We start from the raw sequence: 25,717 nt of genomic DNA, 5'->3' as shown, positions 1-25,717 counted from the left end.
GCAACTCAAAATTAAACAACTGACAAAATGGGAATTGGTAACATTTTCAAGGCATTTCAGCCAAAGGACAAAGTCTTCTTCGTACTGTTCGAAAAGGTAGCAGACAATCTGGTGAAGATGTCTCAGGAATTTCACGACGGAATGCTTGATTTCGACCTTAATGATGATTCACTTCTTAAAAAGATGAGTGATTACGAACATAAGCTGGACGATCTGACCCACGAGATTTTTGTGCAGTTGGGCGAGAACTTTATCACACCGTTTGACCGTGAAGATATCAATATGCTGGCTTCCGGCCTGGACGATATTGCGGATTATATTTATGCATCTTCCAAATATATTTTCCTTTACAAAACTCCGGACGTTAAAGAATTTTCAGAATTCTCCCTGCTGATCCATAAATCCTGTGTGGAGATTCAGAATGCAATAAAGCACCTGAACGGTTTCACAAATACAGCGGAAGTGAAGGAATCCTGCATCAAGATCAATTCATTTGAAAATATTGCAGACGATGTGCTTTCTCAGGGTCTTGTTAGACTTTTTGAAACCGGCGATGCCATCAACATCATAAAGACCAAGCACGTACTGGAATATCTGGAAATCGTGACCGATAAAGCGGAGGATGTGGCCAATACCATAGAGAACATTATAATTAAATACGCGTAATAAATATTTTTACGAAAGAATGGAATTACCAATTCTCCTCATAATAATCATTGTCCTAGCGCTGATCTTTGATTATATAAACGGGTTTCACGATGCTGCCAATTCGATCGCGACCATAGTATCCACTAAAGTTCTAACCCCCTTCCAGGCAGTACTTTGGGCTGCAGTCTGGAATTTTGCCGCTTTCTTTCTGGCCATGTATGTCATTGGCGAATTTAAGATTGGTAATACAATTGCCAAGACGGTAAACGAAAATTTCATTAACCTGGAGGTAATCCTGGCGGGTCTTGTAGCAGCTATCTTGTGGAATTTGCTCACCTGGTGGTTCGGGATACCCTCGTCATCATCGCACACGCTTATTGGTGGCTTCCTGGGTGCAGCGCTTATGAATGCTCTTGTAATGGATTACCAGCATGTAGTGGCTTCTATGCCTCACCTTGGAATCTGGGATACGCTCAAGATGGCATTCCAGCAGTTGTTTACCCAGAACGTTGTAAAATATGAGAAAGTAATCCCTATTTTCCTCTTCATATTTATGGCACCATTTATCGGTATGGTGGTTTCAATTCTAATTACGCTGGTAATTGTATATTTTGCCAGAAAAAGTAACCCCCGGAAGGCCGACAAGCAGTTTAAAAGGTGGCAGCTTGTTTCCTCAGCACTTTTCAGCGTAGGACACGGACTTAATGATGCGCAGAAGGTGATGGGAATCATAGGTGCGGCCGTAATTTATTACCACGTGGTAATGATAGGCGGTACCGACGAATATGCAATGATGGATTCTTCAGAGCGATTTAAGCATTTTACTACGGATTATGTTTGGGTTCCTTTTGTATCTTTTCTCGCAATCGCTCTCGGAACAATGAGTGGTGGCTGGAAAATCGTAAAAACAATGGGTACACGTATTACCAAGGTTACCCCGCTGGAAGGTGTTAGTGCCGAGTCTGCGGGTGCCATTACCCTTTTCCTTACAGACCACCTGGGTATTCCGGTTTCTACAACCCATACCATTACCGGTGCGATCATTGGGGTGGGTCTTACCAAAAGAGTCTCCGCTGTTCGCTGGGGGATTACAGTAAGCCTTTTGTGGGCGTGGATTTTAACAATCCCTATTTCGGCAATGGTTGCAGGTATAACCTATCTTTTAGTTAAAATGATTTAAGATATCTCTCTTGATTCAGTATATAAACCATCCCTTTCGGGGTGGTTTTTTGCATTAATACCTGTATAAAGACCTATTAAATCGTATTTTTGCACCAAAGAAAAATGTATGGAGTTTTTAGACCAGTATCAGGAAGTCATTTCTAAGGCGATCACCAAGTATTCCTTCAAGGATAAGCCGCAGGAACTGTACGAACCTATGAATTATATAATTTCCAATGCCGGAAAACGTTTGCGTCCTATTATGGTTCTGATGTCGTGCGACCTCTTTGGTGGCGAGATTGGCAAAGCGGTGAAACCTGCCCTGGCTATTGAGTATTTCCATAATTTCACGCTTATTCATGATGATATAATGGACGAAGCTCCGCTTCGCCGTAATGTGCCTACCATCCATACGGTATATGGTTTAAATACCGGGATTCTGTCCGGCGACGGGCTTTTGCTCAAGGCCTATAAATTCTTTGAGGATCTGGAACCGAATCTTTACAAAGCCTGCGTCCGCGTGTTTACACATACAGGTCTTCTGCTTTGCGAGGGTCAGCAGTACGATATCAATTTTGAGACGCAGGACAACGTAACCTACGAGGAGTATATCCGTATGATTACCTACAAGACAGGCGTCTTGAGTGCGTCATCCTTTGAAATCGGTGCTCTGATCGCCGGTGCTAACTTCCGTGATGCTAAAAACATATTTAACTTTGGTAAACATATCGGTATCGCATTTCAGATCATGGACGATTATCTGGATGTGTTCGGCAATCAAAAGGATTTCGGTAAAAAGCATGCCGGCGACATTTATGAAAACAAGAAAACGGTGCTTTATCTTTTAGCTATGGAACACAGTACACCGGATGAGCGTAAGGAACTGGAGTTCTGGTACAGTAAGAAAACGGATAATGTGGACAAGGTGTATGGTGTGGAGAAAATCTTCCGCAGAACTAAAGTTGATGAGAAAACGCTGCGTCTTGTTGAGAAGCACAATCAGATTGCTCACGATTATCTGATGAAGATTGACATTCCTGATGAGAAGAAAAAGCCGTTCATAGAGCTGGCAAATTATTTACTTAGAAGAGAAAGCTGATTTTAGCTAAATTTTTTCCCGCTGTATATTTATGAAATTCAGAACAGAGGTTAATATAGAAGATTCTTCGGTCAAAATTAAGCCGGAGGACAGCATTTTCGCGATGGGCTCCTGCTTTTCGGAGGAGATTTCGGGTCTGCTGGCCAAGGGTCAGCTGCAGACACTCAGTAATCCCTTCGGAACCATGTTTAATCCCTATTCCATAAATACGGCGGTGAAACGGCTGCATGATTCCGCCTTTTACAACCAGGAGGACCTTGTAGCTTATGATGATCAGGTAATTTCGCTGGATCACCACACGAAGTTCAATTCGCGCTATCCACATCAGACGCTGGAACAGATAAACACTGGCATAGAGGAAGGAAATTTGTTTCTGCAGAATGCCAAGTGGGTAATCATCACCTACGGAACATCATTTATCTATGAATTTCTGCCCAAAAATAAACTTGTAGCCAACTGTCATAAGATTCCGGGTAAATTCTTTAACAAAAGACTTCTCACCAATCTGGAGCTGGCCGATTCAATGTACGAAACAGTGACAAACCTCAAGGACATCTGCCCGGAAGGTGTGCAGATCCTGTTTACCGTTTCACCGGTACGTCATACCAAGGACGGCATGGCAGAAAACACGCTCAGCAAATCTAAACTTATTACGGCGGTACATGAGGTCATACAGCAGTTTGATGACTGCCACTACTTACCTGCGTATGAAATCCTGATGGACGACCTGCGGGATTACCGTTTTTATAAAGACGACCTTATTCATCCCAGCACGCAGGCTATTCAGTATATCTGGGAAAAGTTTGGAAGCGCGTATTTCAGCGACCAAACCATGGATTTTGTAGAAGAGAATTTCAGGATTAGCCGTGCACTTTCCCACAGACCGTCGGATGACAGTGATCCTAAATACCAGGAATTTCTGGAGAATCTGAAAGGCAGGATTGCCCTGCAGCAAACGTTTGTAAAGCATCCGGTTTTTTCAGACGCATTTCCTCAACAATAACAAAATGATTGATACCCATACCCATCTGTATTCCGAAGAGTTCGACGAAGACCGTGCTGCGATGATTGACCGTGCAGTCGCAAAGGGCGTAAGCCAATTTTACCTGCCCGCTATTGATTCCGAAACCCATGAAAAGATGCTGTCACTGGAACAGGAATATCCGGACAGGATCTTTTCCATGATGGGCCTTCATCCCTGTTATGTAAAGCCGGAAACCTGGGAACAGGAACTGAAGGTTGTGGAAGAATACCTTAGCCAACGGTCTTTTCCTGCAATTGGGGAAATTGGGATAGACCTGTATTGGGACAAAACAACTTTGGATATTCAGGTAAAAGCTTTTGAAACGCAGATAGACTGGGCCATTGAACGCGATCTGCCCATCGTCATCCATACGCGCGAAAGCTTTGATGAGGTTTTTGAGGTGCTCGAGAAGAAAAAACATCCGAAGCTGCGCGGAATTTTCCACTGCTTTTCCGGAACTCTGGAGCAGGCACGTCACGCAGTCGACCTTAACTTTCTGCTCGGGATTGGTGGTGTGGTCACCTTTAAAAACGGTAAAATCGATCAGTTCCTGCATGAAATTCCGTTGGATAAGATCGTGCTGGAAACCGACTCACCTTACCTGGCGCCGGTGCCTTTCCGCGGCAAAAGAAATGAAAGTTCCTATCTTGATTTGGTTGTGGGGAAACTGGTGAATATTTACAGAATAGATTTTGCTGAGATTGACAGAATCACGACCGAAAATGCAGAAAGGATATTTGCAAAATGAACACTGCGGAGGGTTTTTACCGGAACATTATTTTTAAAACTGTCCTTTTCAGTTTCATCATTGTGATTCCTTCTGTACGATTATTCTTAAAGATTGATTTGCTGTGGTTATTCCCCATTTATCTGTTGGTCGTGTACTTTATATTCTTTAACCTCAAGGCAATTAACAGCTCGGAGATCAGTAAACGAATGTGGTGGCTCGTTTTCATTCTTCTTGTCGCTGCTCTCAGCCACTTCATTTATCCTGTGGTTAGTTTACGGAGTAACCCGGGCTCCACAGGCGATGACGCAGTACGGCTGTCTGCGCAAACATTGCGAAACAGCGCAAAATTGTATGACGTAGAAATCAGCTCCACTGAACCCATTAGTCCGGGCCCCGCATGGATATTGTTTAATTCGCCGTTTGTGCTGTTTAATTTATATTGGTTGTTCGGAGCCGGTTACGTGGCGTTTGCAGTTGGTCTTCTCAGACGGGCAGTTAGCACTGTTTTTACCAATATTTTCTGCTTATTTATGGGTCTTTCAATGGTTTTTGCTGAATTGCTTTTTAATGGGCATGATTTGTTGCCGCTTTCTATGGCTATGTTTTCAGTTAACCTGCTGATTATGTATTATCTGAAAAAAGACGTGAAGTGGGTATCAATAATTTTAATCTCGTTGTTTTTAGGCATAGTAGCCTCGTCCAGAATTGTGTTCGGTTTTCTGCCCATTATGTATTTCCTGTTGCTTAAAAATGATCACCGCAGAAATTCTTATATGCTTTTAATCATTTCCTCTGCTGTATTCATACTTACGAACGTCTATTTCTTTTTAGTAAACGATAATTTTCAACCCGGTCACCTTATTTTTAAGGGAATCACGTTACTCAGCTTGCCTATTTTTTTAGCGTTGGTTATTATAGGTATTGCAGCGATGTTCTATCTACTCTCTAATGATAAAAGAAAAAGTTTATCTTGGAACTGGACCGTTTTCTTAGTTCTTTCCTGTCCTTTAATCCCTCTGGCATATGCAGATCTGATCAATTCCGGTTATGATTTTAAATATTGGGAAGGTGCCAATTACCTCATTATACCGCTTCCTTTTTTTATTTTAAACCTGTTGAATGATAAGCAGGTGATGTTTTTGACGGCAAATAATTCGTGAGCTGTGGTACTCTGTGATCGCGATCAGCAAATAAATCCTTTCTTAAAATAAGAAAACCGTCTCAAAATTCTATATTGAGACGGCTTCTATATTAAGAAAGTAATTACTTATTCCTTGAGAAATTACTCTTATTGTGCGGTTTTTTATAACCGATGTTTTCTTTAGCCTGCGGCTTCGGTCTCGCCGTAAATGGTTTATTGTTGGAATCCCTTTTCTGCGGTACCAGATTATCGGTATGATAAGGATGGTCCTTTTCCACCGGAATTTTTTTCCCAATCAGTTTTTCCGTATTCTTAAGGTTCAGCAGGTCCAAGCTGTCCACAAAGGAAATGGATTGCCCTTCGGCACCGGCACGGCCGGTTCTACCGATCCTGTGCACATAGGTTTCGGAGACATCGGAAAGTTCAAAATTCACTACGTATTTCAGTTCATCAATATCAATCCCTCTGGCGGCAATATCCGTAGCTACTAAAATCCTTGTCTTTCCGGATTTAAAGTTGGTAAGCGCGTTCTGTCTGGCATTCTGCGACTTATTTCCATGAATGGCTTCGGCTGAAATCTTATGCGACTGCAGCTTCCTGGCAATTTTATCAGCCCCGTGCTTGGTTCTAGAGAACACAAGTACTGATTCTTGGATGTCGTTTTTAAGGATATGGGTGAGCAGTTCCAGTTTGTCTTCCTTCTCAACAAAATAAACCTTCTGCTGAATGGTGTCTGCTGTTGCAGATACCGGCGCCACCGCCACCTTCACAGGGTTGCGGAGAATGGTATTGGCCAGAGTTTTTATCTCATCCGGAAAGGTAGCCGAGAAAAATAAGGTCTGTCTTTTTTCAGGCAGCATCTTCACGATTTTCTTTACATCATGAACAAAGCCCATGTCCAGCATTCTGTCGGCTTCGTCCAGGACAAAGATTTCCAGTTGCTTTAGTGAGATAATACCCTGTGAGATGAAATCCAGTAATCTGCCTGGCGTAGCTACCAATATGTCTACACCCCTCTTCAGTGATTGCTCCTGCGCGCCTTGTTTTACTCCACCAAAAACCACAAGGTTTCTCAGTTTCAGGTTACGGCCATAGGCATTGAAGCTTTCTTCAATCTGAATAGCAAGCTCACGCGTGGGTGTAAGGATTAGGGCCTTAATCTGGTTGTTACGGATGTTTTTTTCTGTAAGATTCTGCAGAATAGGGATGGCAAAGGCTGCCGTTTTCCCTGTTCCGGTTTGGGCAGTTCCAAGTAAGTCGCGGCCTTTCAGTATTTCGGGTATAGCCTGTTGTTGGATTGGAGTAGGTTTCTCATAACCTTCCTGCTTAAGCGCATCAAGTATGGGCTTAATTAAATTTAAGTCTGTAAATAACAAAATGTTGTCCTGTATTAAAATTAGTGCGGACGAAGCGTTATGCTTCTTCATTCATCCTGTCCTCAATAATTAAAACAGAATTTTTTAGTAAAACGAATTACGAAATGGCTTAGAATGCCGCGAAATAGGCTGCAAAGATACGCTTTTATATAATACAATAGCGAAATCTCTAGTCACCCACTTTTTCCCAGGTCTGGTTGTGTCTTAAATCCTCGAAGTAACGGTAAAGTTTCTCCAAATCAGGCGTACCCTGTTTACCGTAATCTTCCACTATTTTAGTTGTTCCGTCCTTAAAAGCCAGGCGTATAAAGGATGTGGGCAGGTCGGTTACATTTCGGCTGCCGTATTTGTCCTTCAGCGTTTTAGGTTTCAGCGCATTCAGCATTTCAACGAGCTTGCGATAGTCTTCTTCTTTAATCGTGCCTTTAAATGTACCTTCCCGCGGCATGGAGAATTCATCTTTGGAACGTCCGTCAGAAAAGTTAAAATGTTCCGCTTCCAGCACAGCGGTGCGGTCAGAACTGATGGTTATTTTAAAAATAGGACAGAAGCCGAAACAGGCACCGCCTTCATATTCAACCGTCGTATATTCTGATTTATTCTGTGCGGTACAGGCCATTAACAGCGCCGCACCGATAAAAAGAAGCATGTATTTCATGTGGAATTTTTTCGGTAACGCGCAATTACTGTTCCAAAAGGAAGGGAGACTGGTGCAGCACATTTATCCCACCGTCACAGTAAAGTTTGGAACAGTGTGTTGATGGACCGTTGGGTACGGGTGCTGAAAATCGGCTCTACCTTCTGTAAATCTCTAAAGTGTCAACTTTAAGTTTGACTTTTAGCCATTGACGCAGGGTTTTCACCTGCGGTTCGGTCAGGGCTTTTGAGGATTGGTACAATGCAACCGGGATTATTTTGGTGGAATCTGTATTGTTGAAAATTTCCTGTTTTGCCACAGAAATCGACTGGATTGCAGGTAAAATTGACCTGGCCTCAGGATAAATATTTTGTGTATCGAAGGAATATTTACTCACCTTGTTTTTAAGTTCGGCAATAATGGCGGTCGATTTATCCTCAACTTCATTTATGTCAGATTTTGTGAGTGCAGCATTTGCGAGAAATGCGCTGTCCTGGCGAATAATCACCTTTGTTCCCTCAATTTTATAATCTTTTAATTTCTTATTGATGTCCGTGATCTGCTGTGTAGAAAATTTTCGGGTCAAAAAAGCCAGCTCAATCGTTTTTGGTATGGTATAATATGAAGTTTTCTTGTAAACTATGGTATTTCCTTTTTCTTCGAACTCACGTGTGAGGAATTGGTCAACTTTGACTTCGTAATTCTGTTTAGTTACGAAACGGTAGGCGAAAAATATACTTGGGATGATCATTAAAGCAACGATCACTGAGATCCAAATCCTTATTCTGTCTGATTTCTTTTTATCAACAAATTCAACGGCGGGATATTTTAGAAATTTTACAATTGAATACGTCGCAATACAGATGAAAACGCAATTGATTGTGTAAAGAAACATGGCGCCGCCAAAATAGACGAAATTTCCTGTCGCCAAGCCATATCCTGCTGTACAGAGCGGTGGCATCAAAGCAGTTGCGATCGCTACGCCTGGAATCGGATTGCCTTTTTCTACACGGGTCACAGCAATTACACCCACTAAACCACCCGAAAAGGCGATGAGCACATCATAAATATTGGGTGCCGTACGTGAAATGATTTCGGACTGTGCTTCTTTATAAGGGCTTAAGAGAAAGTAGAGAAAAGAAACCACAAGTCCTACCACTGTGGAAAGTAAAAGATTTTTAAGGGACCTGCGCAGCAATTGAAAATCAAACATTCCCAAAGCGAAACCTGCCCCGATGATCGGACCCATCAAAGGCGAAATAAGCATTGCGCCGATAACTACAGCGGTAGAATTCACATTAAGACCTACAGAAGCCACCATAATGGCGCAGGCTAAAATCCAAAGATTGGAACCATTGAAAGAAATGTTTTTTTTTACATTAGCAAGGACTTTTTGCTTGTCCTCTTCGCCGTTTTGCAGGTTAAATATATTGTTCATGGATAAAGAGAATTGTCGGCAAATTTACTGAAAAGGCTGAGGGTGCGGTTATTTAATCCGTGCAGTTATTTTCAAAATAAAATGACCGTTTTAAAAAACTCTTTAGATGGTACAAAGAGCAGTCCTTCTAAAAAGCTGTCTATGATAGTAAATTTAAAAATAGAAAACTCTAGAGACTGCGAAAAAAGCTCGCGAAGGTACAACTCTACCGGCTTTATCAATTGTCTCTTAGATTTTTAATTGATTTGATGATTATTAATACATCTCCTGTCCTGCGGACAAGGCGAAAGGTTAGTTATTAGCAGAAGTATTTTCATTGTTTTTCAAAACATTGTGAACCAATCGCACCACCACCATATTCAAGAACAATGTTATCCTTGTAAAAGATGTACTCACAATTATTGTTATATTCTATTTTTTCTTTCTCGTTAAGCGGCTTGTCGAAAATTTTATACGAATATTTTCCCATTCCGCTTCGTGCAAAACCTATTGCTGTAATTTTTCCATTCTGTATTGAAATACAATTTGCTTCTTTTAGAAGTTTTTTAATTTCATCAAGATTTTGATTTGTCCATCCAATCGATTTAATTACTTTTTCAAGTTCATTAGAATTTGGTTTCAAATTCCAATTTTGAGATATAACTTTTAAACCATCAGTTCTCTGAATATCGTCAATGTCTTCTTTTTCATTTTTGGCTTTCAATTTGTAGATTTTGATACTAATTTCTTCTGTAGCAGTCAAAATTTTGCTTTCTGGTTCAAATTCAATATCAACTATGAAATTTTTAGGAACAAGTTTTTGATATTCGGTTTTCAACCTTTGAATTTCTGCTTTTCTCTGTTCAAAATTTTCTATTAGTTCATTTTTGCTACTTTCAGGCATTGAAATCATAAACAGCAAAAATTCCTTTTCTTGTTCATTTCCACTTTTGTATGTTTTAGTGAAATCTTCACGCATTTCGGCAGGTAGTTTTAAAACAGTAGCGTTAAACAAAGAATCTTTGTCAATATTTTCTCTAAATTTAATATTTTGAGCGTTTATATTTATTGCCAAATAAAGTAAAGTCAAAATCAGTGCGATTTGTCTCATAGTATTTCTGCTTACTCTCAAATATACGCAAGTCCTCTTTTCTGCCGAAGTGTTTTCCAAAATTTTTAAAAAGCCTTTGTAACTCCTATTTTGCGGAGGGATAAGCGGTTACGCATAATGAATTGGAGTGCTGTGTTTTTCATAAATTTTACTTTCATTATCGGTACAAAATACGCAGGCATTGGAAGCCAACGCTCGAAACCACTGCGCCTTTGCCTCGCATGGTAATCAGTTTACGTGTAAGGCAGGCTATATAAACCAAAACTGATTATGATTAATGTTTTAAGAAGCACATCATTGTGCCAAAAAAAAACAGACCCGCAAACCAGATCTGTTTTTAATTATTTGTAAGTCGTATTACCCGTGCAGTTTCTTCCAGATCACATCCTTCAGTTCCGTAAGGCCTTCCTGCGTGACGCTGGAAAAGTAAATAGGCTTGCGGTTTTCGGGAAATTCCTTTGAGATGTCTTGTTTTAATTCATCATCAAGCAAATCTGCTTTAGAAATGGAAATGATATAGTCCTTATCCAGCAGTTCCGGATTGTATTTTTTCAGTTCGTTTTCTAAAATCTCAAATTCCTTATAATGGCTTTCAGAATCTGCCGGAATTAAAAAGAGCAGGATGGAGTTCCTTTCTATGTGTCTCAGGAAACGGTGTCCCAATCCTTTACCTTCCGCAGCACCTTCAATGATCCCCGGGATGTCGGCCATCACAAATGATTTGTAATTCCGGTAGTCCACAATCCCTAAGTTGGGAGTCAGTGTGGTGAAGGCATAATCTGCGATTTTTGGTTTGGCGGCCGATACTGCGGCGAGTAGGGTGGATTTTCCTGCATTCGGGAAACCTACCAAGCCTACATCTGCAAGGATTTTAAGTTCGAAAGTGATAAATCCTTCTTCACCGGGCATTCCGGGCTGTGCATAACGCGGCGTCTGGTTGGTAGATGATTTAAAATGCTCATTACCCAAACCTCCTTTGCCACCATGCATCAGTATGATTTCCTGACCGTCTTCCATGATTTCAGCAATTACTTCGCCTTCCTCATTTTTGGCTATGGTACCCAACGGAACTTTTATGTACACATCCTCACCGTAACCACCTGTAAGTTGATTTTTGGCACCGTTATGCCCGCGCTCTGCTTTTACATGCCGCGTGAAACGCAGCGGAAGCAATGTCCACTCGTGGGAATCGCCTTTCATGATCACGTGTCCGCCACGGCCGCCGTCGCCGCCGTCTGGACCGCCCTTGGGAATATATTTTTCGCGGCGAAGGTGTGCCGATCCTGCACCTCCGTGTCCGGATTTACAGTGAATTTTTACGTAATCTACAAAGTTTGACATAGTGTACTTTTAGGGTTTAGGTTAAGGTTTAGTTTACGGATCTGGATTTTTCAGGAAATGCATTCTGCATCCTAAATCCCGGCACCTGCATCCTATTTTATTTTTTCAACTTCAGCGTAAAGCATTTCCGAAATCTCGTCAATTTCTCCTACGCCTTTTATTTCTACATATTTATTCTGCTTCTTATACAGCTCGGCTACCTCGGCAGTTTTGCTGTAATACTCCTGAATTCTCGTGCGGATGATTTCTTCATTCGAATCGTCGGTGCGGCCGCTGGTTTCACCTCTTTTCAGTAAACGGTTCACCAAAATCTCATCTTCAACAACAAGTGAAAGACAAACAGAAATTTCGGAGTTCAGTTCTTTCTTTACAATTTCCTCCAGAGCTTCAGTCTGGTTTACCGTCCTTGGATAACCATCAAAGATAAAGCCGTTGGTATCGGTAGGTTTTTTCACTTCATCGGTAAGCATATCGGTAGTTACCTGGTCCGGTACAAGCTCTCCTTTGTCGATATAAGATTTTGCCAGTTTGCCAAGTTCCGTTTCATTTTTGATGTTGTAACGGAAAAGGTCGCCAGTAGAAATCTGCTTAAGGTTAAATTTTTCAATCAGGTTCTGGGCCTGTGTGCCTTTGCCGCTTCCCGGAGGACCAAATAAAACGATGTTGATCATGAATAATTGTTTGTTATGAAAAAAATTCCGCGCTGGCGGATGATTAGTGGTTTATTTGGCCTTCTGCCAGTTGGTAAAGGTCTTTCAGGTTCCTGCCGAGTTCATCATAATCCAGACCGTAGCCCAGGACAAACTTATTCGGGATTTCCTTTCCAATGTAATCCAGTTTGAAATCCTTCTTATACACTTCCGGCTTAAGCAGGAATGAGGCCAGCTTCACCGACTTTGGACGCTGTGTCTCATTAAAATACTGGAATAGACTTTCAACAGTGTTGCCGGTATCCACAATGTCTTCCACCAGAATAATATGCCTGTCTTTTATCTCCTTGGTAAGTTCCATTTTCTGGTAAACAATACCTGTGGACTGTGTACCGACATAAGAGCTCATCTGGATAAATGCAATTTCACACTGACCGGGATAGTGTTTCATCAAGTCGGAAAAAAACATCACCACACCGTTCAGTACACCAATGAAAACAGGAACTTCATCCTTGTAATCCTCGTAAATTTTAAGGGCGGTTGCTTTTACAATTTCCTGTATTTCAGCATCCTTTAAATAAGGAACGAAAGTTTTGTCATGAATTTTAATGGATTCCATACACTGTTTTGAAGTCTGCAAATTTAAGCATTTTTATCCAAAAAATTTTGAGCCTCTTTGTGAGTTGGAAATTACACCTCAGTTCCAATATTTTTAAGGCAAACTTTGCCTGAAACTTATATTAAAAGTAACTTTGCGCGAATCTAAAAACAGTAGAATATGTCAACTTACGTGGTTGTTGGTCTTCAGTATGGAGATGAAGGTAAAGGTAAAATAACGGATGTACTTTCCGCAAAATCTGATTATGTCGTTCGTTTTCAGGGCGGCGATAACGCGGGTCATACAGTATATGCCGGCGAAGAGAAGTTCGTTCTTCACCTGTTGCCATCCGGAGTTTTGCAGTGCCAGGGTAAATGTATCATTGCCAATGGTGTAGTGGTGAACCCTAAAGCTTTTATGAAGGAGATAGGCCAGCTGGAAGCCAAAGGTATGAGAACTGATCACGTTTTCATCAGCCGCAGGGCACATGTAATTATGCCTTATCATATTTTACTTGACACCTATCGCGAGGAAGAAGAGGACGGAACTCAAATCGGTACCACAAAAAAAGGTATCGGTCCCTGCTACGAGGATAAGATCGCACGCGTAGGAATCCGCATGGTTGATCTTCTGAATCCGGAAGTGCTTCGCGAAAAGATTGAGAAAAATCTGAAGAGCAAGAATAGCCTCTTCGAAAAATATTTCGATAAGCCTACGCTTAACGTGGATGAAATCTTTAATGAGTTTCTGGAGATAGGCGAAAAACTGAAAGACCGTATCGTAGATACTGAAGTGGAACTTAACCAGGCCATTAAAGACGGAAAAAATATACTTTTCGAAGGTGCGCAGGCTTTAATGCTGGATATTGATTTTGGTACCTATCCGTATGTAACATCCTCTTCACCGTCAACCGGCGGAGTTTGTACAGGTGCCGGTGTACCTCCTACAAGTCTGCAGAATCTGATTGGTGTGGCAAAAGCCTATACTACACGGGTGGGTAATGGTCCTTTCCCAACGGAGCTGGACAATGAACTGGGCGAAGAGATCCGCAAAGTCGGTCACGAATTCGGTGCCACTACAGGAAGACCGAGAAGGACGGGCTGGTTAGACCTTGTGTCTCTGAAGCATGCTACGATGATTAACGGTATCAATAATCTTGTAATTACCAAGCTTGATGTTCTGTCCGGAATCCCTACTGTGAAAGTTGCTACACACTACAAAACCGAGGACGGGAAGATTATTGATTACTTTACATCGTCCACCACAAAACTTTACGATTACGAACCGATCTATAAGGAACTGGAGGGATGGACCGAAGACATTACGCATGCCAGGTCTTACGACGAACTGCCTGCAAATGCAAAAAAATATATAGAGTTTATTGAGGAATACCTGGGTATCAACGTTTATTTGGTCTCAGTAGGACCGGAAAGAAGTCAGAACATTATCCGTAAAGAACTCTTTTAAATACTACTTTTTTAACGATAAAAACACCGGCGCGCCGGTGTTTTTTTTGCGTGGAATTGCTATTTCACCTGATCAAACTGCATTATTTTCGGTTTTAAAGGGCTTGATGCTCATCCGCTACATCTAAGTGTCGTAAGTTTGATTACTTATGAGGACTTGAAAGTCCTCGTCGAAGAGGAGAAGCAGTTGCTCATAGACCTTAATGGCCTGCCGGTCTTCGGGTGTAATTATTCGGCGCAAGGTTCTACCGTTGTCTACGTAGATAATTTCTCTTCGTTCACCCTCCGTAAGCAGAGGTGTTGTCTCATGCTCAGGCAAAGCCGACAGGATGGAGATTTTATTTTCCAGAACAGCTATATCATAATCAGTCTTATCACTGTATGTTGGTGAATTTTCATAACCCCTGTATATTTTAATGGAAGCAGTTGCATCACTGTAAAAGTTAATGGTATAGCTGTAGGCATAGGATAGAGGCCGGCTTCCGGTTGTATATATAAGGACAAGAATAGTTTCCATTATCTCAAGATTTCGAGTAGAGGACAAAGTTAGAAGGGATGAATAGGTGATATATAAGGTGAATCACCCTTTCTTTGATGGTTAAAATCAGCTATTTTCACAATACTGTTTCGTTTTGCTACCCAAAATGTTGATTATCAATACCAAGTGCTACAGAAGAAACTTAAGCACCTTTTCCAATATTTATTCTTATTATTAAAAAAAATACTTATTTTATATCATTGGTTTAAAATCACTAATAAAATGGCAGGTTCTTTGAATGCGTTTTAATTATATTCAGACTGTGTTGTCTGGAAGAGTTTTCACATATATCATATAATTCGCTGTTATGAAAAATTTGCTTAGGGAGAATGGTCAAAGTCTGGATGAAATAGTTTTCCAGAACCGCAATAAAAATTATGGAGCATATGCTCTGCGACGCGAAGAAGGATCAATGCTCGGTAAGGCAATGTTCTTTGGGATAAGTATTTTCGTGGTGCTTGGTATTACACCTTTAATTATTGCAGGCATGGATACAACTGTGGCAAACACACCTGAGGGCTCAGGCCCACTATGGGTTCCGGTGCCCGAAGTTGTAGTGCCGGAGAAAGTGATCCCAGCCGCAGCAAAACCTGTTGAAACTTCTGTCCAAACTTATAATACCTCGGTGGTTGTTCCTAAACGTGAGGCAGTGGAAAGCCCTGCTGCGGAAATAGACCGTACCCAGGCCGTTCCCGGTTTACAGGATACTCCCGGCAACCCTCCCGTTACACAGTATAGTCCTCCAGCAGTGGTTCCCGGCAATAGCGTAGTCCCTGCCCAAACCGCACCACCGGTAGCCGACCCTAATGCAATTCCCGTTCGTGTTGATGTCATGGCAGACTTCCAGGGAGGCATTCAGGCCTTCCGAAAAAAAGTCATTCAAAACTTTAACGGTGATGCCTACGTAGGTTCAGGGGAGAAGATTTCAGCTGTGGTTACTTTCGTGGTGGAAAAAGACGGAACTATTTCTGCGGTTAAAGCCTCGGGTAAGGATCCGGAATTCAACCGCGAGGCTGAGAAAGCCGTTGTTTCTGCCAAGGGGAAATGGAAACCTGCCGTGCTGGATGGCCAGAAGGTAAGGTCACATTTCCGAATTCCTATTACAATGCAGTTTGAATAGATTATTCAGCATAAGATTTTATCCACAATTGAATATTCAGTTGTGGATAAATTTTTATATGTTAAAGGGTTAGGTGCCAGCGATTTAATTTTGCCCGTCACAATCCCGGCAGACCGACTCTAAAAATTATGTATTTTTGTCTTTTAAAGATTAATAATGGGTAAAATCATCGGTATAGCGAATCAAAAAGGAGGAGTAGGGAAAACTACAACGGCAGTTAACCTGGCTGCAGCCCTGGGCGTATTGGAAAAAAAAGTGCTTCTGATTGATGCCGACCCTCAGGCCAATGCCACTTCCGGACTGGGTGTGGAAGAAGTGAAATTTTCGACCTACAACCTGTTGGATCACAGTTCTGATGCCAAAAAATGCATACAGCGTACCTCTTCGCCAAATCTTGACATCATACCCTCCCATATTGATCTTGTAGCTGCTGAAATTGAGCTCGTAGACCGTGATCAGAGGGAGTATATGCTCAAGGATGCGCTGGCACAAATTCAGGCTGACTATGATTATATCGTGATCGACTGCGCGCCTTCACTTGGTTTGATTACTATCAACGCGCTAACGGCGGCAGATTCTGTAATCATCCCGATTCAGTGCGAATATTTTGCACTTGAAGGTTTGGGTAAACTGCTGAACACCGTAAAAAATGTTCAGAAAATCCATAATAAAGATCTTGATATTGAAGGTCTGCTGCTTACGATGTATGATTCCCGTCTGCGCCTGTCTAATCAGGTGGTAGAAGAGGTGAACAGCCATTTCCCGGAGATGGTTTTTGAAACAATAATCAGCCGGAACGTCCGTCTAAGTGAAGCTCCGAGTTTTGGCGAAAGCATTCTGAATTACGACGCGGAAAGTAAAGGTGCGATTCAGTACCTTCAGCTTGCCGAAGAAGTTTTGCTGAAAAACGAGAATCTGGTGAATAATTAACAGCTTTTAGCTGATTATAAAAAGTGACTACGCATAAATGAAAGATAAAAAAAGAGCAATGGGTCGCGGTTTGGGAGCTATCCTGAGTGCAGAATCAAAAGCAACAATCAACTCGGCCACCGATGAAGGAGCGGATAAGTTTGTGGGTAATATAGTTGAGGTTCAGATAGAGGATATCTATCCTAATGCCTCTCAGCCCAGAACCTATTTTGACGAGAGGGCACTTAACGAACTCGCGCAGTCCATCCGTAATCTTGGTGTTATACAGCCAATTACGGTTAGAAAGGAAGGTGGTAAGTTTGAGATTATTTCAGGTGAAAGACGTTACCGTGCTTCTAAGATCGCAGGCCTTGCCAGCATCCCCGCTTATATCCGTCTCGTAAATGACCAGGAACTTCTGGAAATGGCTCTGGTGGAAAATATCCAGCGCGAGGACCTGGATGCCATTGAAGTGGCGTTAACATACCAACGACTCCTGGATGAGATAGGGCTTACTCAGGAAAGCCTGAGCCAGCGCGTGGGCAAGGAAAGAAGTACAATTACCAATTCTATACGGCTTTTACGGCTGACTCCCGAAGTTCAGAATGCGATCCGGAGCGGCGAAATTTCCGCAGGTCATGGCCGTGCAATTATCAGTCTTGAAGATCCGGAATCCCAAAACATTCTTTTCAGAAAAATAGTAAATGAAGGGCTTAATGTAAGACAGGCCGAATTTGCTTCCACACAGCTTAAGAATCCTGAAAAAGCAGAGCCTAAAACCAAATCTGTTTTGCCCAACAGCCTGAAAAGAGTGCAGAAATCCCTGGCCGATGCGCTGGAGGTTAACGTGGAAATTAAAACTTCGGGAAAAGGAGATAAAGGTAAAATCGTGCTGGATTTTAAAAATCAGGATGACCTGGATAATATTCTATCGCACTTCCGGTTATGAGATGTTTCCTGACAGCCTTACTTTTTTTCATTTCGGTTTTAACTCTTGCGCAGGTAAACCGTAATGATACCATCCGAACGGAAAATCATCCGCGGGATACCCTGTCTGCCAGGACACCGAAGAGTGAGCTGGAAGTGGTGAGTACTATTGAGAATTTGAACGCACCTTATACAAAGCCCGCCTTCAGCCCTACAAAGGCAGGTCTTTATTCTGCGGTATTGCCGGGATTGGGTCAGTTTTACAACAAAAAATACTGGAAGATACCGATAGCCTGGGGAGCCATCGGTGCCGGCGTTGGCATTACCATCTATAACGACAAGCGGTACAGAAGATACAGGAATGCTTTTGTATCCGAAATAAACGGTGTTCCGCACGAGTTTTCTACCTATAACATTCCCAATCTGAAAGAGGCTTTGGGACGCCAGCAGGATTTGTGGAAAAGAAACCGCGATTATGCAATTGCTGCGACAGGTCTGATATATATACTGAATATTGTTGATGCTGTGGTAGATGCGCACCTATACGAAGGCCGGAATGATCCGGATTTGGTTATTCGGCCCACCATGATACAGGATGATTTTACGGACAGACCATCTACGATGGGCGTGGTCCTTAATTATAAATTTTAAATTGACCGGATGAAAATAGCATTGGTAGGATATGGAAAGATGGGGAAGATCATCGATGAAATTGCCTCTTCCAAAGGTCATGAGATCGTAGCCAGGCTCAGTGAAACACCCACAGCGGAAAATCTGAATAATCCGGATGTGGTTATTGAGTTCTCGCAGCCCGAAGCCGCTTTTATCAACATAAAAAACTGCCTGGAACTTCAGATTCCGGTCGTTTGCGGAACGACCGGCTGGCTTGCTCGCAAGGCGGAAGTGGAAAGCATTGCTGAAGCTAATACTACCGCATTTCTTTACGGCTCCAACTTCAGCTTAGGCGTTAATCTTTTTTTTGCATTGAATGAAAAGCTTGCGAAACTGATGCGGCCTTTTGACGAATATAAAGTACAGTTGAAAGAAATCCATCACACTCATAAGAAAGATGCACCAAGCGGATCAGCCATCTCACTTGCGGAAGGTATTATGGCCCATGATGCACGCTATAATGCCTGGAAACTGGAAGAGACCAAAGGTGCAGAGCTGGGTATATTTGCCATTCGTGAGGATGAGGTGCCCGGTACTCACAAGGTTTATTACCGGTCCGATTTGGATGAGATTGAAATTAGTCATACCGCTTTCAGCCGGAATGGTTTTGCACAGGGTGCCGTAATTGCTGCCGAATGGATCATCGGAAAAAAAGGAAACTTCACCATGAAAGACGTGCTCTTCTCCTGATAACATTACTCTTATGATGCGAAAGATGCATCTGTAAGTAACATTTTCACTATCAAATAAACTAATAGCGTTAAGCAATCGAATATGGATTATTTTCTAACCTACACTTTATATGTAATCATACTTTCCGTTCTGATGGGAATTTCCACCTGGAAACTGTTCCAAAAGATGGGGTACAGTCCCTTGTTGGCATTTGTTCCCTTCTACAATTATTATATTGTGCAGAAGGAATCCGGTCAGCCAAAATGGTGGGTTGCGTTGGCGTATCTGCCGATCGTAGGGCCAATTATGATGTCGGTTTTTCACCTTAACCTTATGAAGGTGTTTGGTAAGACCCTCTTTCAGCAAAAACTGATGACGGTATTCCTGCCGTTCATTTATATGGGGGTTGTTAATTATTCCAAAGATACTGAGCGGTGGACCGATGACGACCTTTACCTGACTGATGATGAAAAAGAAGCGGGGAAAAAAGACTCCTTCCTGGGATCCATCACTTTTGCGGTGGTTTTTGCCACGATAATTCACGTATTCTTCACGCAGCCCTTTGGAATTCCTACAGGATCCATGGAGCGCACACTGCTTGTAGGCGATTTCCTTTTCGTTAATAAACTTAATTACGGCTACCGAATGCCTATGCGGCCTGTGGCAATTCCTTTTCTTCAGGGAACCATCATAGATACAGGCGAGAAAGGAAATCCCAAAGATGATCCAAAATCATATGCTGAAGGGATTAAGCTTCCTTATCTGCGCCTTCCGGGTTGGGAAAAACCTGAAAGAAATGACATTGTAGTCTTCAACTACCCGGATGATTCCGTGCATGTGGCTATAGACAGAAAAGATCCGTATGTAAAACGATTGGTTGCCCAGCCTGGCGATGTTATGGAATTCAGAGCAGGAAAACTCTTTATAAACGGTAAACCAGAAGTGAAAATGGGCGATGCGCAGGTGCAGCACGCGTATGAAGTCCTGACGAGTTCCCAACTTGATATCGGTTCATTATATGATATATACGGTTTTTTACCGGTTCAGGAACAACAAAGGGGTTCAGGCTTTTATTACCGCTTCCAGGGACTTACTGATCAAACAGCAAAGGAGATTAAAGCGCTGCCACAAGTGGTAACTATGGTAGAGGTAGTTGAGCCGCAGGGCAAAAAGGATATTTCTTACTATCCGGACATGCAGAAAACAATGGAACAGCAACAACTGGTTTTCAGCGAAAAAATAAATACCTCGTCAACCATCTTCCCAAATAATAAGAACTGGAATGTAGACTGGTATGGTCCGCTGCGCATCCCAAAAAAGGGCGACGTGCTGAAACTTACACCGGAAAACCTGCCCGAATACCGTAAACTCATTGTGCAACACGAAGGAAATACACTCGATGAAAACAATGGAAAGATCATCATTAACGGTCAGGAAACCAACACCTATACTGTACAGTATGATTACTATATGATGGTTGGGGATAACCGTGACGCCTCGCTGGATGCGCGCTTCTTCGGATACGTTCCCGAAACACACATCGTGGGTACACCGATGTTTACCTGGTTAAGTTTAGAAGGGCTTTTCGCAGATAACAGTTCCAGTTACCAGGCAAAAAAAGGTTGGTTTTTTGGATCAACATTTCGTTGGGACAGAATGTTTAAGGCTGCCAATACCGGTGAACTGCATAAAACCTCCTACTGGTGGCTGGCTGTGCTAATCCTTGTTCTCTTTTTCGGTTGGGATTATTTTGCAAAACTCTTTCGGAAAAAAGATAAAGATGTTTAATCATACAAAACGCGGTCTTTATCGCGTTTTTTAATTTTATATACTCATGAACGTTTTATTGCCTGTATTTTATCTTCCGCCTGTGTCCTGGTTTGCAGAATTCCTGAAACCTGACCGGGAAATACTCCTCGAGCAATTTGAAAATTTCCCGAAACAGACCTTCCGTAACCGCACACTTATTTACGGTGCCAACGGTAAACTGGCACTCATGATACCGATAAAGCACAATGGTAGCCGTCTTTATAAGGAAACAGAGATATCATACGCCGAAGACTGGCCGAAACAACATTGGAAATCCATTAAAACAGCCTATCAAAGTTCTCCGTATTTTGAGTATTATGAAGATAAGCTGCAAACCATATATGGTGAAAAGAAGAAATACCTTTTCGACTTTAACCTTAAGGTACTTGATGTCATCCAATCGCTACTGAAAACTGAGGTAAACTTTGAACTGACGCACGAATACCTTAAAGAACCTGTGATGCTGAATCTGCGGGATAAGTTCTCAGCAAAAAACTCTCAAAACAAAGGCTATCCGGAGTATTATCAGAGCTTTACTGCAAAACATGGTTTCATTGAAGACCTGTCCATTTTGGATCTTCTGTGTAACATTGGACCGGAATCATCTACCTATCTTAAAAATATTACAACTCAACAATAACAAATAATTTTATGAAAAGACTTTTTATAGCAACTTCTTTCCTGTTTGGATTTGGATTGGTTTCTGCACAGTCGGCTGCTGCATTGGATCCAATGAAAGATAAGGATTTAATGACCTGGTACCACAAGGATTTTTCGGCTACCAATGTTTACGGAATTAATACAGAGAATGCATATAAATATTTGGAGTCCAAGGGTCTGAAACCTAAAACTGTAGTGGTAGGTGTTCTGGACAGCGGAGTAGAGGTGGATCATCCCGGACTGATTAAGAATATGTGGAAGAACCCGAATGAAGTTCCTAACAACGGTAAAGACGACGATGGAAACGGTTATGTAGACGATGTTCACGGTTGGAACTTTATTGGTGGAAAGAACGGTGATATTGATGCCGATAACCTGGAAGTTACCCGGATCGTCAAGAAATATCAATCCGTTTTTGAAGGCGCAGATTCTTCTCAAAATAAGACCAATCAGGCAAAGATGCCGGCTGAGTTTGAGATGTATATGAAATCCAAGGAGATTTATACTAAAAAAGGGATGGAGGCAAAACAGGCCTTTCAAACTTACAGTATGATCAACTCCATGATTCCAACAATGGTTTCCATGCTTAACGGTAAGGTGCTGACTCCGGAGGCGGTGGCGGCCATCAAGCCAACTACTCAGGAACAAGCAATGTCGGCACAGGTGCTGTCCGGGATTGCTACGGACCCGCAGTTTGCGGGTAAGACACCTGCAGAGGTAGAAACATTGTTGAAGGCACAGATGAAAGAAGCTATTACCCATTTTGAGTCACAGGCAACGAAACACTATAATCTGGATTTTGATCCGCGTGCAGAGATTGTTGGAGATAACTACGACGATTATAAAGAAAAATATTACGGAAACAACAATTACGAAGGACCGGATGCAGGTCACGGTACCCATGTGGCAGGCATCATTGCAGGATTGGCACATGGCGATGAGGTTCAGTATGGCGTAGCATCAAAAGTTGCAAAGATCATGGCCATCCGTACAGTTCCAAACGGTGACGAGCGGGATAAGGATGTTGCTAACTCAATTAGATATGCTGTGGATAATGGTGCAAAAATCCTGAATATGAGCTTTGGAAAACCTGTTTCTCCGGGCAAGGAAGTGGTTTGGGATGCATTCAAATACGCACAGGATAAAGGTGTACTTCTTGTAAAGGCGGCCGGTAATGATAATGAGGACTTGGCAGAAAATACATATTTTCCAAGCAACTTTAAAAGTACTGCAGACGCGCAGCCATTCATCAGTAATATGATAGTGGTAGGTGCCAGCACAAAGGATGCTGAGTTTCTTAGAGCTTCATTCTCAAATTATAACCAAAAAATGGTAGACGTTTTTGCGCCGGGCCAGGAAATATATGCTCCGGTGCCGGATGCTAAATATAGATATGAGCAGGGAACCTCAATGGCTTCACCAGTCGTTGCGGGTGCAGCAGCAGTTTTATTGGCTTATATGCCTAACCTTAAGCCGGAACAGATCATTGAATCATTGGTGAAAACTGCCAACAAATCTTCTGTAAATGCGATGCTTCCTACCAATACAAACAACCGTTTTGATTTGATTTCCAGATCCGGAGGTGTCATTGATTTGCGCAAGGCTGCGGAGTATGCGTACACCAACTTCTGCAAAGCAGAAGGTAAAGCATCTAAGCCTGCATATAAAAAGGCTGCAGCGAAGAAAAAAGCGAAATAATTACTTTGAGTATTGCTCTGAAAGATAGTGAGAAAAAGTCCATATTTATGGGCTTTTTTTATTTTCCGGTATTTTGGCTGGCACGGTTTTAGCCTGTTTGCCAGTATCAAATAATTTAAACAATGAAAAATTTACTTTTAACGGGAATTGTGGCAGCGTCGCTCGCTGTTTCCTGCTCAACTGCGAAAACAGCGCAAGCCGACAGAGCAGAATTTCTCAAAATGAAGGGTACGTGGCAAATTACCAGTGTAGACTATGATAAGTCTTATATGATCAAACCTTTTGATGAAGGTGCAGATGCACAGTGCTTTGTTGGCAGTCAGTGGATTTTGGTGCCGAATAACTACACCGGCTCTTATACACTTAACGGTGGTGGCGCCTGCCCCGTAAAAACGCAGCCAATTAAATTTGAAGTGTTAACAGGAAATACATTCCAGTTTAAAAAGATTTTTGACGGTACAAAAGCTAAAGAGAATGAGACTGGATATGCCCTTACGTTACTGAATCAGACCGCAGATCAGTTCTCCGTGCAGCAATCCGTTCCTTTTGAAGGACAAACCGTAAACGTGGTTTATAATTTTCAGAGGACTTCTAAATAATTAATTAAAATCAACAGAGTTATGAAACTAAGAAATATATATGTGGCGGGAGCTGCTGCAGCATTAATGCTAACGAGTTGCGAAACTATTCAGAATTCAAACCATCAGCAAAGAGGTACTGTTGTAGGCGCATCTACAGGTGCCGTGTTGGGTGGCGTCCTTGGTAATAATATAGGTAAAGGAGGTAACGCTCCGGCCGGCGCAGTTCTAGGGGGCATCATTGGGGGTGTCGCAGGTAATGTGATTGGCCGTAAAATGGACCAGCAGGCAAAAGAGATTAAACAGACTTTACCAGGTGCTGAAGTAGAGAGGGTAAATGAAGGTATTAAAGTGACATTGCCGGAAAGAATGGTAAATTTCGGTTTTGACTCGTCAGAACTTACCGCCGATTCCAGAGCTAATCTTGATAAACTGGCTCAAATCCTGAACAATAATGACGATACCAATATCAATATTTATGGTCATACAGACAGTAAAGGAACGGACAGCTACAACCAGGCCCTCTCGGAAAGAAGAGCAGCCGCTGTGAAATCTTATCTTGTTGGTAAAGGAGTTGCCGCCAGCCGTATGTTCCCTATGGGTATGGGTGAAAGTGATCCTAAGTCTACCAATGACACGGATGCTGGCAGAGCTGAAAACCGTCGTGTAGAGTTTGCCATTACCGCAAATGAGAACATGATTAAAGAAGCTCAGCAGGGTCAGTAAAGAGTACATTCCAAATAAATATTTTCAGAGAACTGCCTTCGGGCAGTTCTTTTTGGTTGTTTCTCAAATACCGTTGTATTAAAAAGATGTATTTTTACGGTTGATTCTCTTAAAATTTATGACGAAATATATAAAACTGCTACGCGTAGAACAGTGGGTTAAAAACCTGTTTGTTTTCCTGCCGCTGTTTTTCTCGGGTAATATTACCAATGCCGATTTGGTATTAAAAAGTATAGTTGCGTTTGTAGTTTTCTCGCTGGCTGCAAGTTTTATTTATATTCTGAATGATTATTCTGATGTAGATTCGGACCGCCGGCACCCCGAAAAGTGTAAAAGGCCTATAGCTAGTGGAGCGGTTTCAAAAAATACCGCAATCATCTTCATGAGTATGGTTCTGGCAGCGGGACTGTTATTACTTTCGGGCTCACATTTTTATCTTCATATTGATATAGGCAGGTTTTCATCGGTCATTCTTTTTTACGTACTTCTCAACATTGCGTATACCTTTCACCTTAAACATGTTGCCATTATTGATGTTTCCATAATCGCTACAGGATTTGTACTGCGGGTTCTATCCGGAGGTTATATATCTGGAATTCCTATTTCGCAATGGGCCATCCTACTTACGTTTGTACTTGCACTTGTGCTCGCGTTAGGGAAACGCCGTGGCGAATTGATAAACGCACAGATTTCGGGTCGTACGCGTAAGGCCCTGGATGGCTATAATGTTCAGTTTGCCGATATTGCACTTTCCATTTCAGTTACACTTGCCGTTATTTCGTACCTTATGTTTACGGTGCAGCCTGAAGTGCAGGAACGGTTTGGAAGCCGCATATTTTATACCTTTATATTTGTTGTTTTTGCTTTTATGAGATACCTGCAGCAGACTCTCGTGCATAACAAAACTGAATCTCCCACTAAGATCATTTACAAAGACCGGTATATACAGGTTACCCTGGCCTTGTGGTTTGCAACATTCCTGCTGTTAATCTATGATAAGCAGTTTTAA

The 25,717-nt window shown here is 42.1% G+C and carries 26 protein-coding genes; 18 read left to right on the top strand and 8 right to left on the bottom strand.

What is annotated here, in order from left to right:
- Window positions 1-27 precede the first annotated feature (27 nt).
- The 6 genes from H1R16_RS05180 (at window position 28) to H1R16_RS05155 (ending at window position 5,822) form a co-directional block, all read left to right on the top strand.
- The gene (locus H1R16_RS05180) at window positions 28-666 is read left to right on the top strand and encodes a DUF47 domain-containing protein (RefSeq protein WP_181887743.1); all 639 of its coding nucleotides are present in this window, start codon (window positions 28-30) and stop codon (window positions 664-666) included.
- A 19-nt stretch (window positions 667-685) separates the two neighbouring features.
- Window positions 686-1,828, top strand: coding sequence for an inorganic phosphate transporter (locus tag H1R16_RS05175; protein ID WP_181887742.1), 1,143 nt, complete (start codon window positions 686-688; stop codon window positions 1,826-1,828).
- A gap of 108 nt (window positions 1,829-1,936) precedes the next feature.
- Window positions 1,937-2,908, top strand: a complete 972-nt coding sequence (locus H1R16_RS05170) for a polyprenyl synthetase family protein (protein ID WP_181887741.1) — start codon at window positions 1,937-1,939, stop codon at window positions 2,906-2,908.
- A 31-nt stretch (window positions 2,909-2,939) separates the two neighbouring features.
- Window positions 2,940-3,911: a GSCFA domain-containing protein gene (locus H1R16_RS05165; RefSeq protein WP_181887740.1), complete on the top strand. Its 972-nt coding sequence runs from the start codon at window positions 2,940-2,942 to the stop codon at window positions 3,909-3,911.
- A gap of 4 nt (window positions 3,912-3,915) precedes the next feature.
- Window positions 3,916-4,680 carry a TatD family hydrolase gene (locus H1R16_RS05160; protein WP_181887739.1) on the top strand — a complete coding sequence of 255 codons (765 nt, stop codon included), beginning with the start codon at window positions 3,916-3,918 and terminating at the stop codon, window positions 4,678-4,680.
- Window positions 4,677-5,822: a hypothetical protein gene (locus H1R16_RS05155; protein ID WP_181887738.1), complete on the top strand. Its 1,146-nt coding sequence runs from the start codon at window positions 4,677-4,679 to the stop codon at window positions 5,820-5,822. The genes H1R16_RS05160 and H1R16_RS05155 overlap by 4 nt, the downstream gene beginning before the upstream one ends.
- Window positions 5,823-5,925: 103 nt before the next feature.
- Here H1R16_RS05155 and H1R16_RS05150 read toward each other — a convergent pair whose 3' ends face one another.
- The 7 genes from H1R16_RS05150 to H1R16_RS05120 form a co-directional block, all read right to left on the bottom strand.
- Window positions 5,926-7,179, bottom strand: a complete 1,254-nt coding sequence (locus H1R16_RS05150) for a DEAD/DEAH box helicase (protein WP_181887802.1) — start codon at window positions 7,177-7,179, stop codon at window positions 5,926-5,928.
- Between the two features lie 169 nt (window positions 7,180-7,348).
- Window positions 7,349-7,837 carry a DUF6438 domain-containing protein gene (locus H1R16_RS05145; RefSeq protein ID WP_181887737.1) on the bottom strand — a complete coding sequence of 163 codons (489 nt, stop codon included), beginning with the start codon at window positions 7,835-7,837 and terminating at the stop codon, window positions 7,349-7,351.
- Between the two features lie 136 nt (window positions 7,838-7,973).
- Window positions 7,974-9,254, bottom strand: coding sequence for a DUF389 domain-containing protein (locus H1R16_RS05140; protein ID WP_181887736.1), 1,281 nt, complete (start codon window positions 9,252-9,254; stop codon window positions 7,974-7,976).
- Between the two features lie 313 nt (window positions 9,255-9,567).
- Window positions 9,568-10,344, bottom strand: coding sequence for a hypothetical protein (locus tag H1R16_RS05135; RefSeq protein ID WP_181887735.1), 777 nt, complete (start codon window positions 10,342-10,344; stop codon window positions 9,568-9,570).
- Between the two features lie 357 nt (window positions 10,345-10,701).
- Window positions 10,702-11,685 (bottom strand): GTPase ObgE, encoded by a 984-nt coding sequence (gene obgE, locus H1R16_RS05130; protein WP_181887734.1) that lies wholly within the window; start codon window positions 11,683-11,685, stop codon window positions 10,702-10,704.
- 92 nt (window positions 11,686-11,777) lie between these two features.
- Window positions 11,778-12,356: an adenylate kinase gene (locus tag H1R16_RS05125; protein ID WP_181887733.1), complete on the bottom strand. Its 579-nt coding sequence runs from the start codon at window positions 12,354-12,356 to the stop codon at window positions 11,778-11,780.
- 43 nt (window positions 12,357-12,399) lie between these two features.
- Window positions 12,400-12,954: a phosphoribosyltransferase gene (locus tag H1R16_RS05120; protein ID WP_181887732.1), complete on the bottom strand. Its 555-nt coding sequence runs from the start codon at window positions 12,952-12,954 to the stop codon at window positions 12,400-12,402.
- Window positions 12,955-13,113: 159 nt separating this feature from the next.
- Between H1R16_RS05120 and H1R16_RS05115 the strand changes: the two genes are divergently transcribed.
- The gene (locus H1R16_RS05115; RefSeq protein WP_181887731.1) at window positions 13,114-14,400 is read left to right on the top strand and encodes an adenylosuccinate synthase; all 1,287 of its coding nucleotides are present in this window, start codon (window positions 13,114-13,116) and stop codon (window positions 14,398-14,400) included.
- A gap of 123 nt (window positions 14,401-14,523) precedes the next feature.
- Here the strand turns inward: H1R16_RS05115 and H1R16_RS05110 are convergent, their stop codons facing one another.
- Complete coding sequence (locus H1R16_RS05110; RefSeq protein WP_181887730.1) at window positions 14,524-14,916, bottom strand: hypothetical protein; 393 nt, start codon at window positions 14,914-14,916, stop codon at window positions 14,524-14,526.
- Between the two features lie 328 nt (window positions 14,917-15,244).
- Between H1R16_RS05110 and H1R16_RS05105 the strand changes: the two genes are divergently transcribed.
- The 11 genes from H1R16_RS05105 (at window position 15,245) to H1R16_RS05055 (ending at window position 25,717) form a co-directional block, all read left to right on the top strand.
- Complete coding sequence (locus tag H1R16_RS05105; RefSeq protein ID WP_181887729.1) at window positions 15,245-16,057, top strand: energy transducer TonB; 813 nt, start codon at window positions 15,245-15,247, stop codon at window positions 16,055-16,057.
- 156 nt (window positions 16,058-16,213) lie between these two features.
- Window positions 16,214-16,987, top strand: coding sequence for a ParA family protein (locus H1R16_RS05100; RefSeq protein WP_181887728.1), 774 nt, complete (start codon window positions 16,214-16,216; stop codon window positions 16,985-16,987).
- 37 nt (window positions 16,988-17,024) lie between these two features.
- Window positions 17,025-17,915, top strand: a complete 891-nt coding sequence (locus H1R16_RS05095) for a ParB/RepB/Spo0J family partition protein (protein ID WP_181887727.1) — start codon at window positions 17,025-17,027, stop codon at window positions 17,913-17,915.
- The gene (locus H1R16_RS05090) at window positions 17,912-18,544 is read left to right on the top strand and encodes a DUF5683 domain-containing protein (protein WP_181887726.1); all 633 of its coding nucleotides are present in this window, start codon (window positions 17,912-17,914) and stop codon (window positions 18,542-18,544) included. Before H1R16_RS05095 ends, H1R16_RS05090 begins: the two co-directional genes overlap by 4 nt.
- A gap of 9 nt (window positions 18,545-18,553) precedes the next feature.
- Complete coding sequence (gene dapB / locus H1R16_RS05085; RefSeq protein WP_181887725.1) at window positions 18,554-19,255, top strand: 4-hydroxy-tetrahydrodipicolinate reductase; 702 nt, start codon at window positions 18,554-18,556, stop codon at window positions 19,253-19,255.
- A gap of 84 nt (window positions 19,256-19,339) precedes the next feature.
- On the top strand, window positions 19,340-21,025 hold the full coding sequence (gene lepB, locus H1R16_RS05080; RefSeq protein WP_181887724.1) for a signal peptidase I: 1,686 nt from the start codon (window positions 19,340-19,342) through the stop codon (window positions 21,023-21,025).
- 46 nt (window positions 21,026-21,071) lie between these two features.
- A complete protein-coding gene (locus tag H1R16_RS05075; protein WP_181887723.1) occupies window positions 21,072-21,686 on the top strand; it encodes a WbqC family protein in 615 nt (204 codons plus the stop codon).
- Between the two features lie 11 nt (window positions 21,687-21,697).
- On the top strand, window positions 21,698-23,404 hold the full coding sequence (locus H1R16_RS05070; protein WP_181887722.1) for a S8 family serine peptidase: 1,707 nt from the start codon (window positions 21,698-21,700) through the stop codon (window positions 23,402-23,404).
- 122 nt (window positions 23,405-23,526) lie between these two features.
- Window positions 23,527-24,003, top strand: a complete 477-nt coding sequence (locus H1R16_RS05065; protein WP_181887721.1) for a lipocalin family protein — start codon at window positions 23,527-23,529, stop codon at window positions 24,001-24,003.
- A gap of 21 nt (window positions 24,004-24,024) precedes the next feature.
- Complete coding sequence (locus H1R16_RS05060; RefSeq protein ID WP_181887720.1) at window positions 24,025-24,708, top strand: OmpA family protein; 684 nt, start codon at window positions 24,025-24,027, stop codon at window positions 24,706-24,708.
- A 118-nt stretch (window positions 24,709-24,826) separates the two neighbouring features.
- Entirely contained in the window at window positions 24,827-25,717 is an 891-nt protein-coding gene (locus tag H1R16_RS05055; protein WP_181887719.1) for a decaprenyl-phosphate phosphoribosyltransferase, read from the top strand.

It is taken from the genome of Marnyiella aurantia (genome assembly GCF_014041915.1).
In the GTDB taxonomy this organism is placed as follows: Bacteria; Bacteroidota; Bacteroidia; order Flavobacteriales; family Weeksellaceae; genus Marnyiella; species Marnyiella aurantia.
The sequence above is the reverse complement of the archived record's forward strand: the minus strand, read 5'-3'. Positions and strand labels throughout refer to the sequence as shown.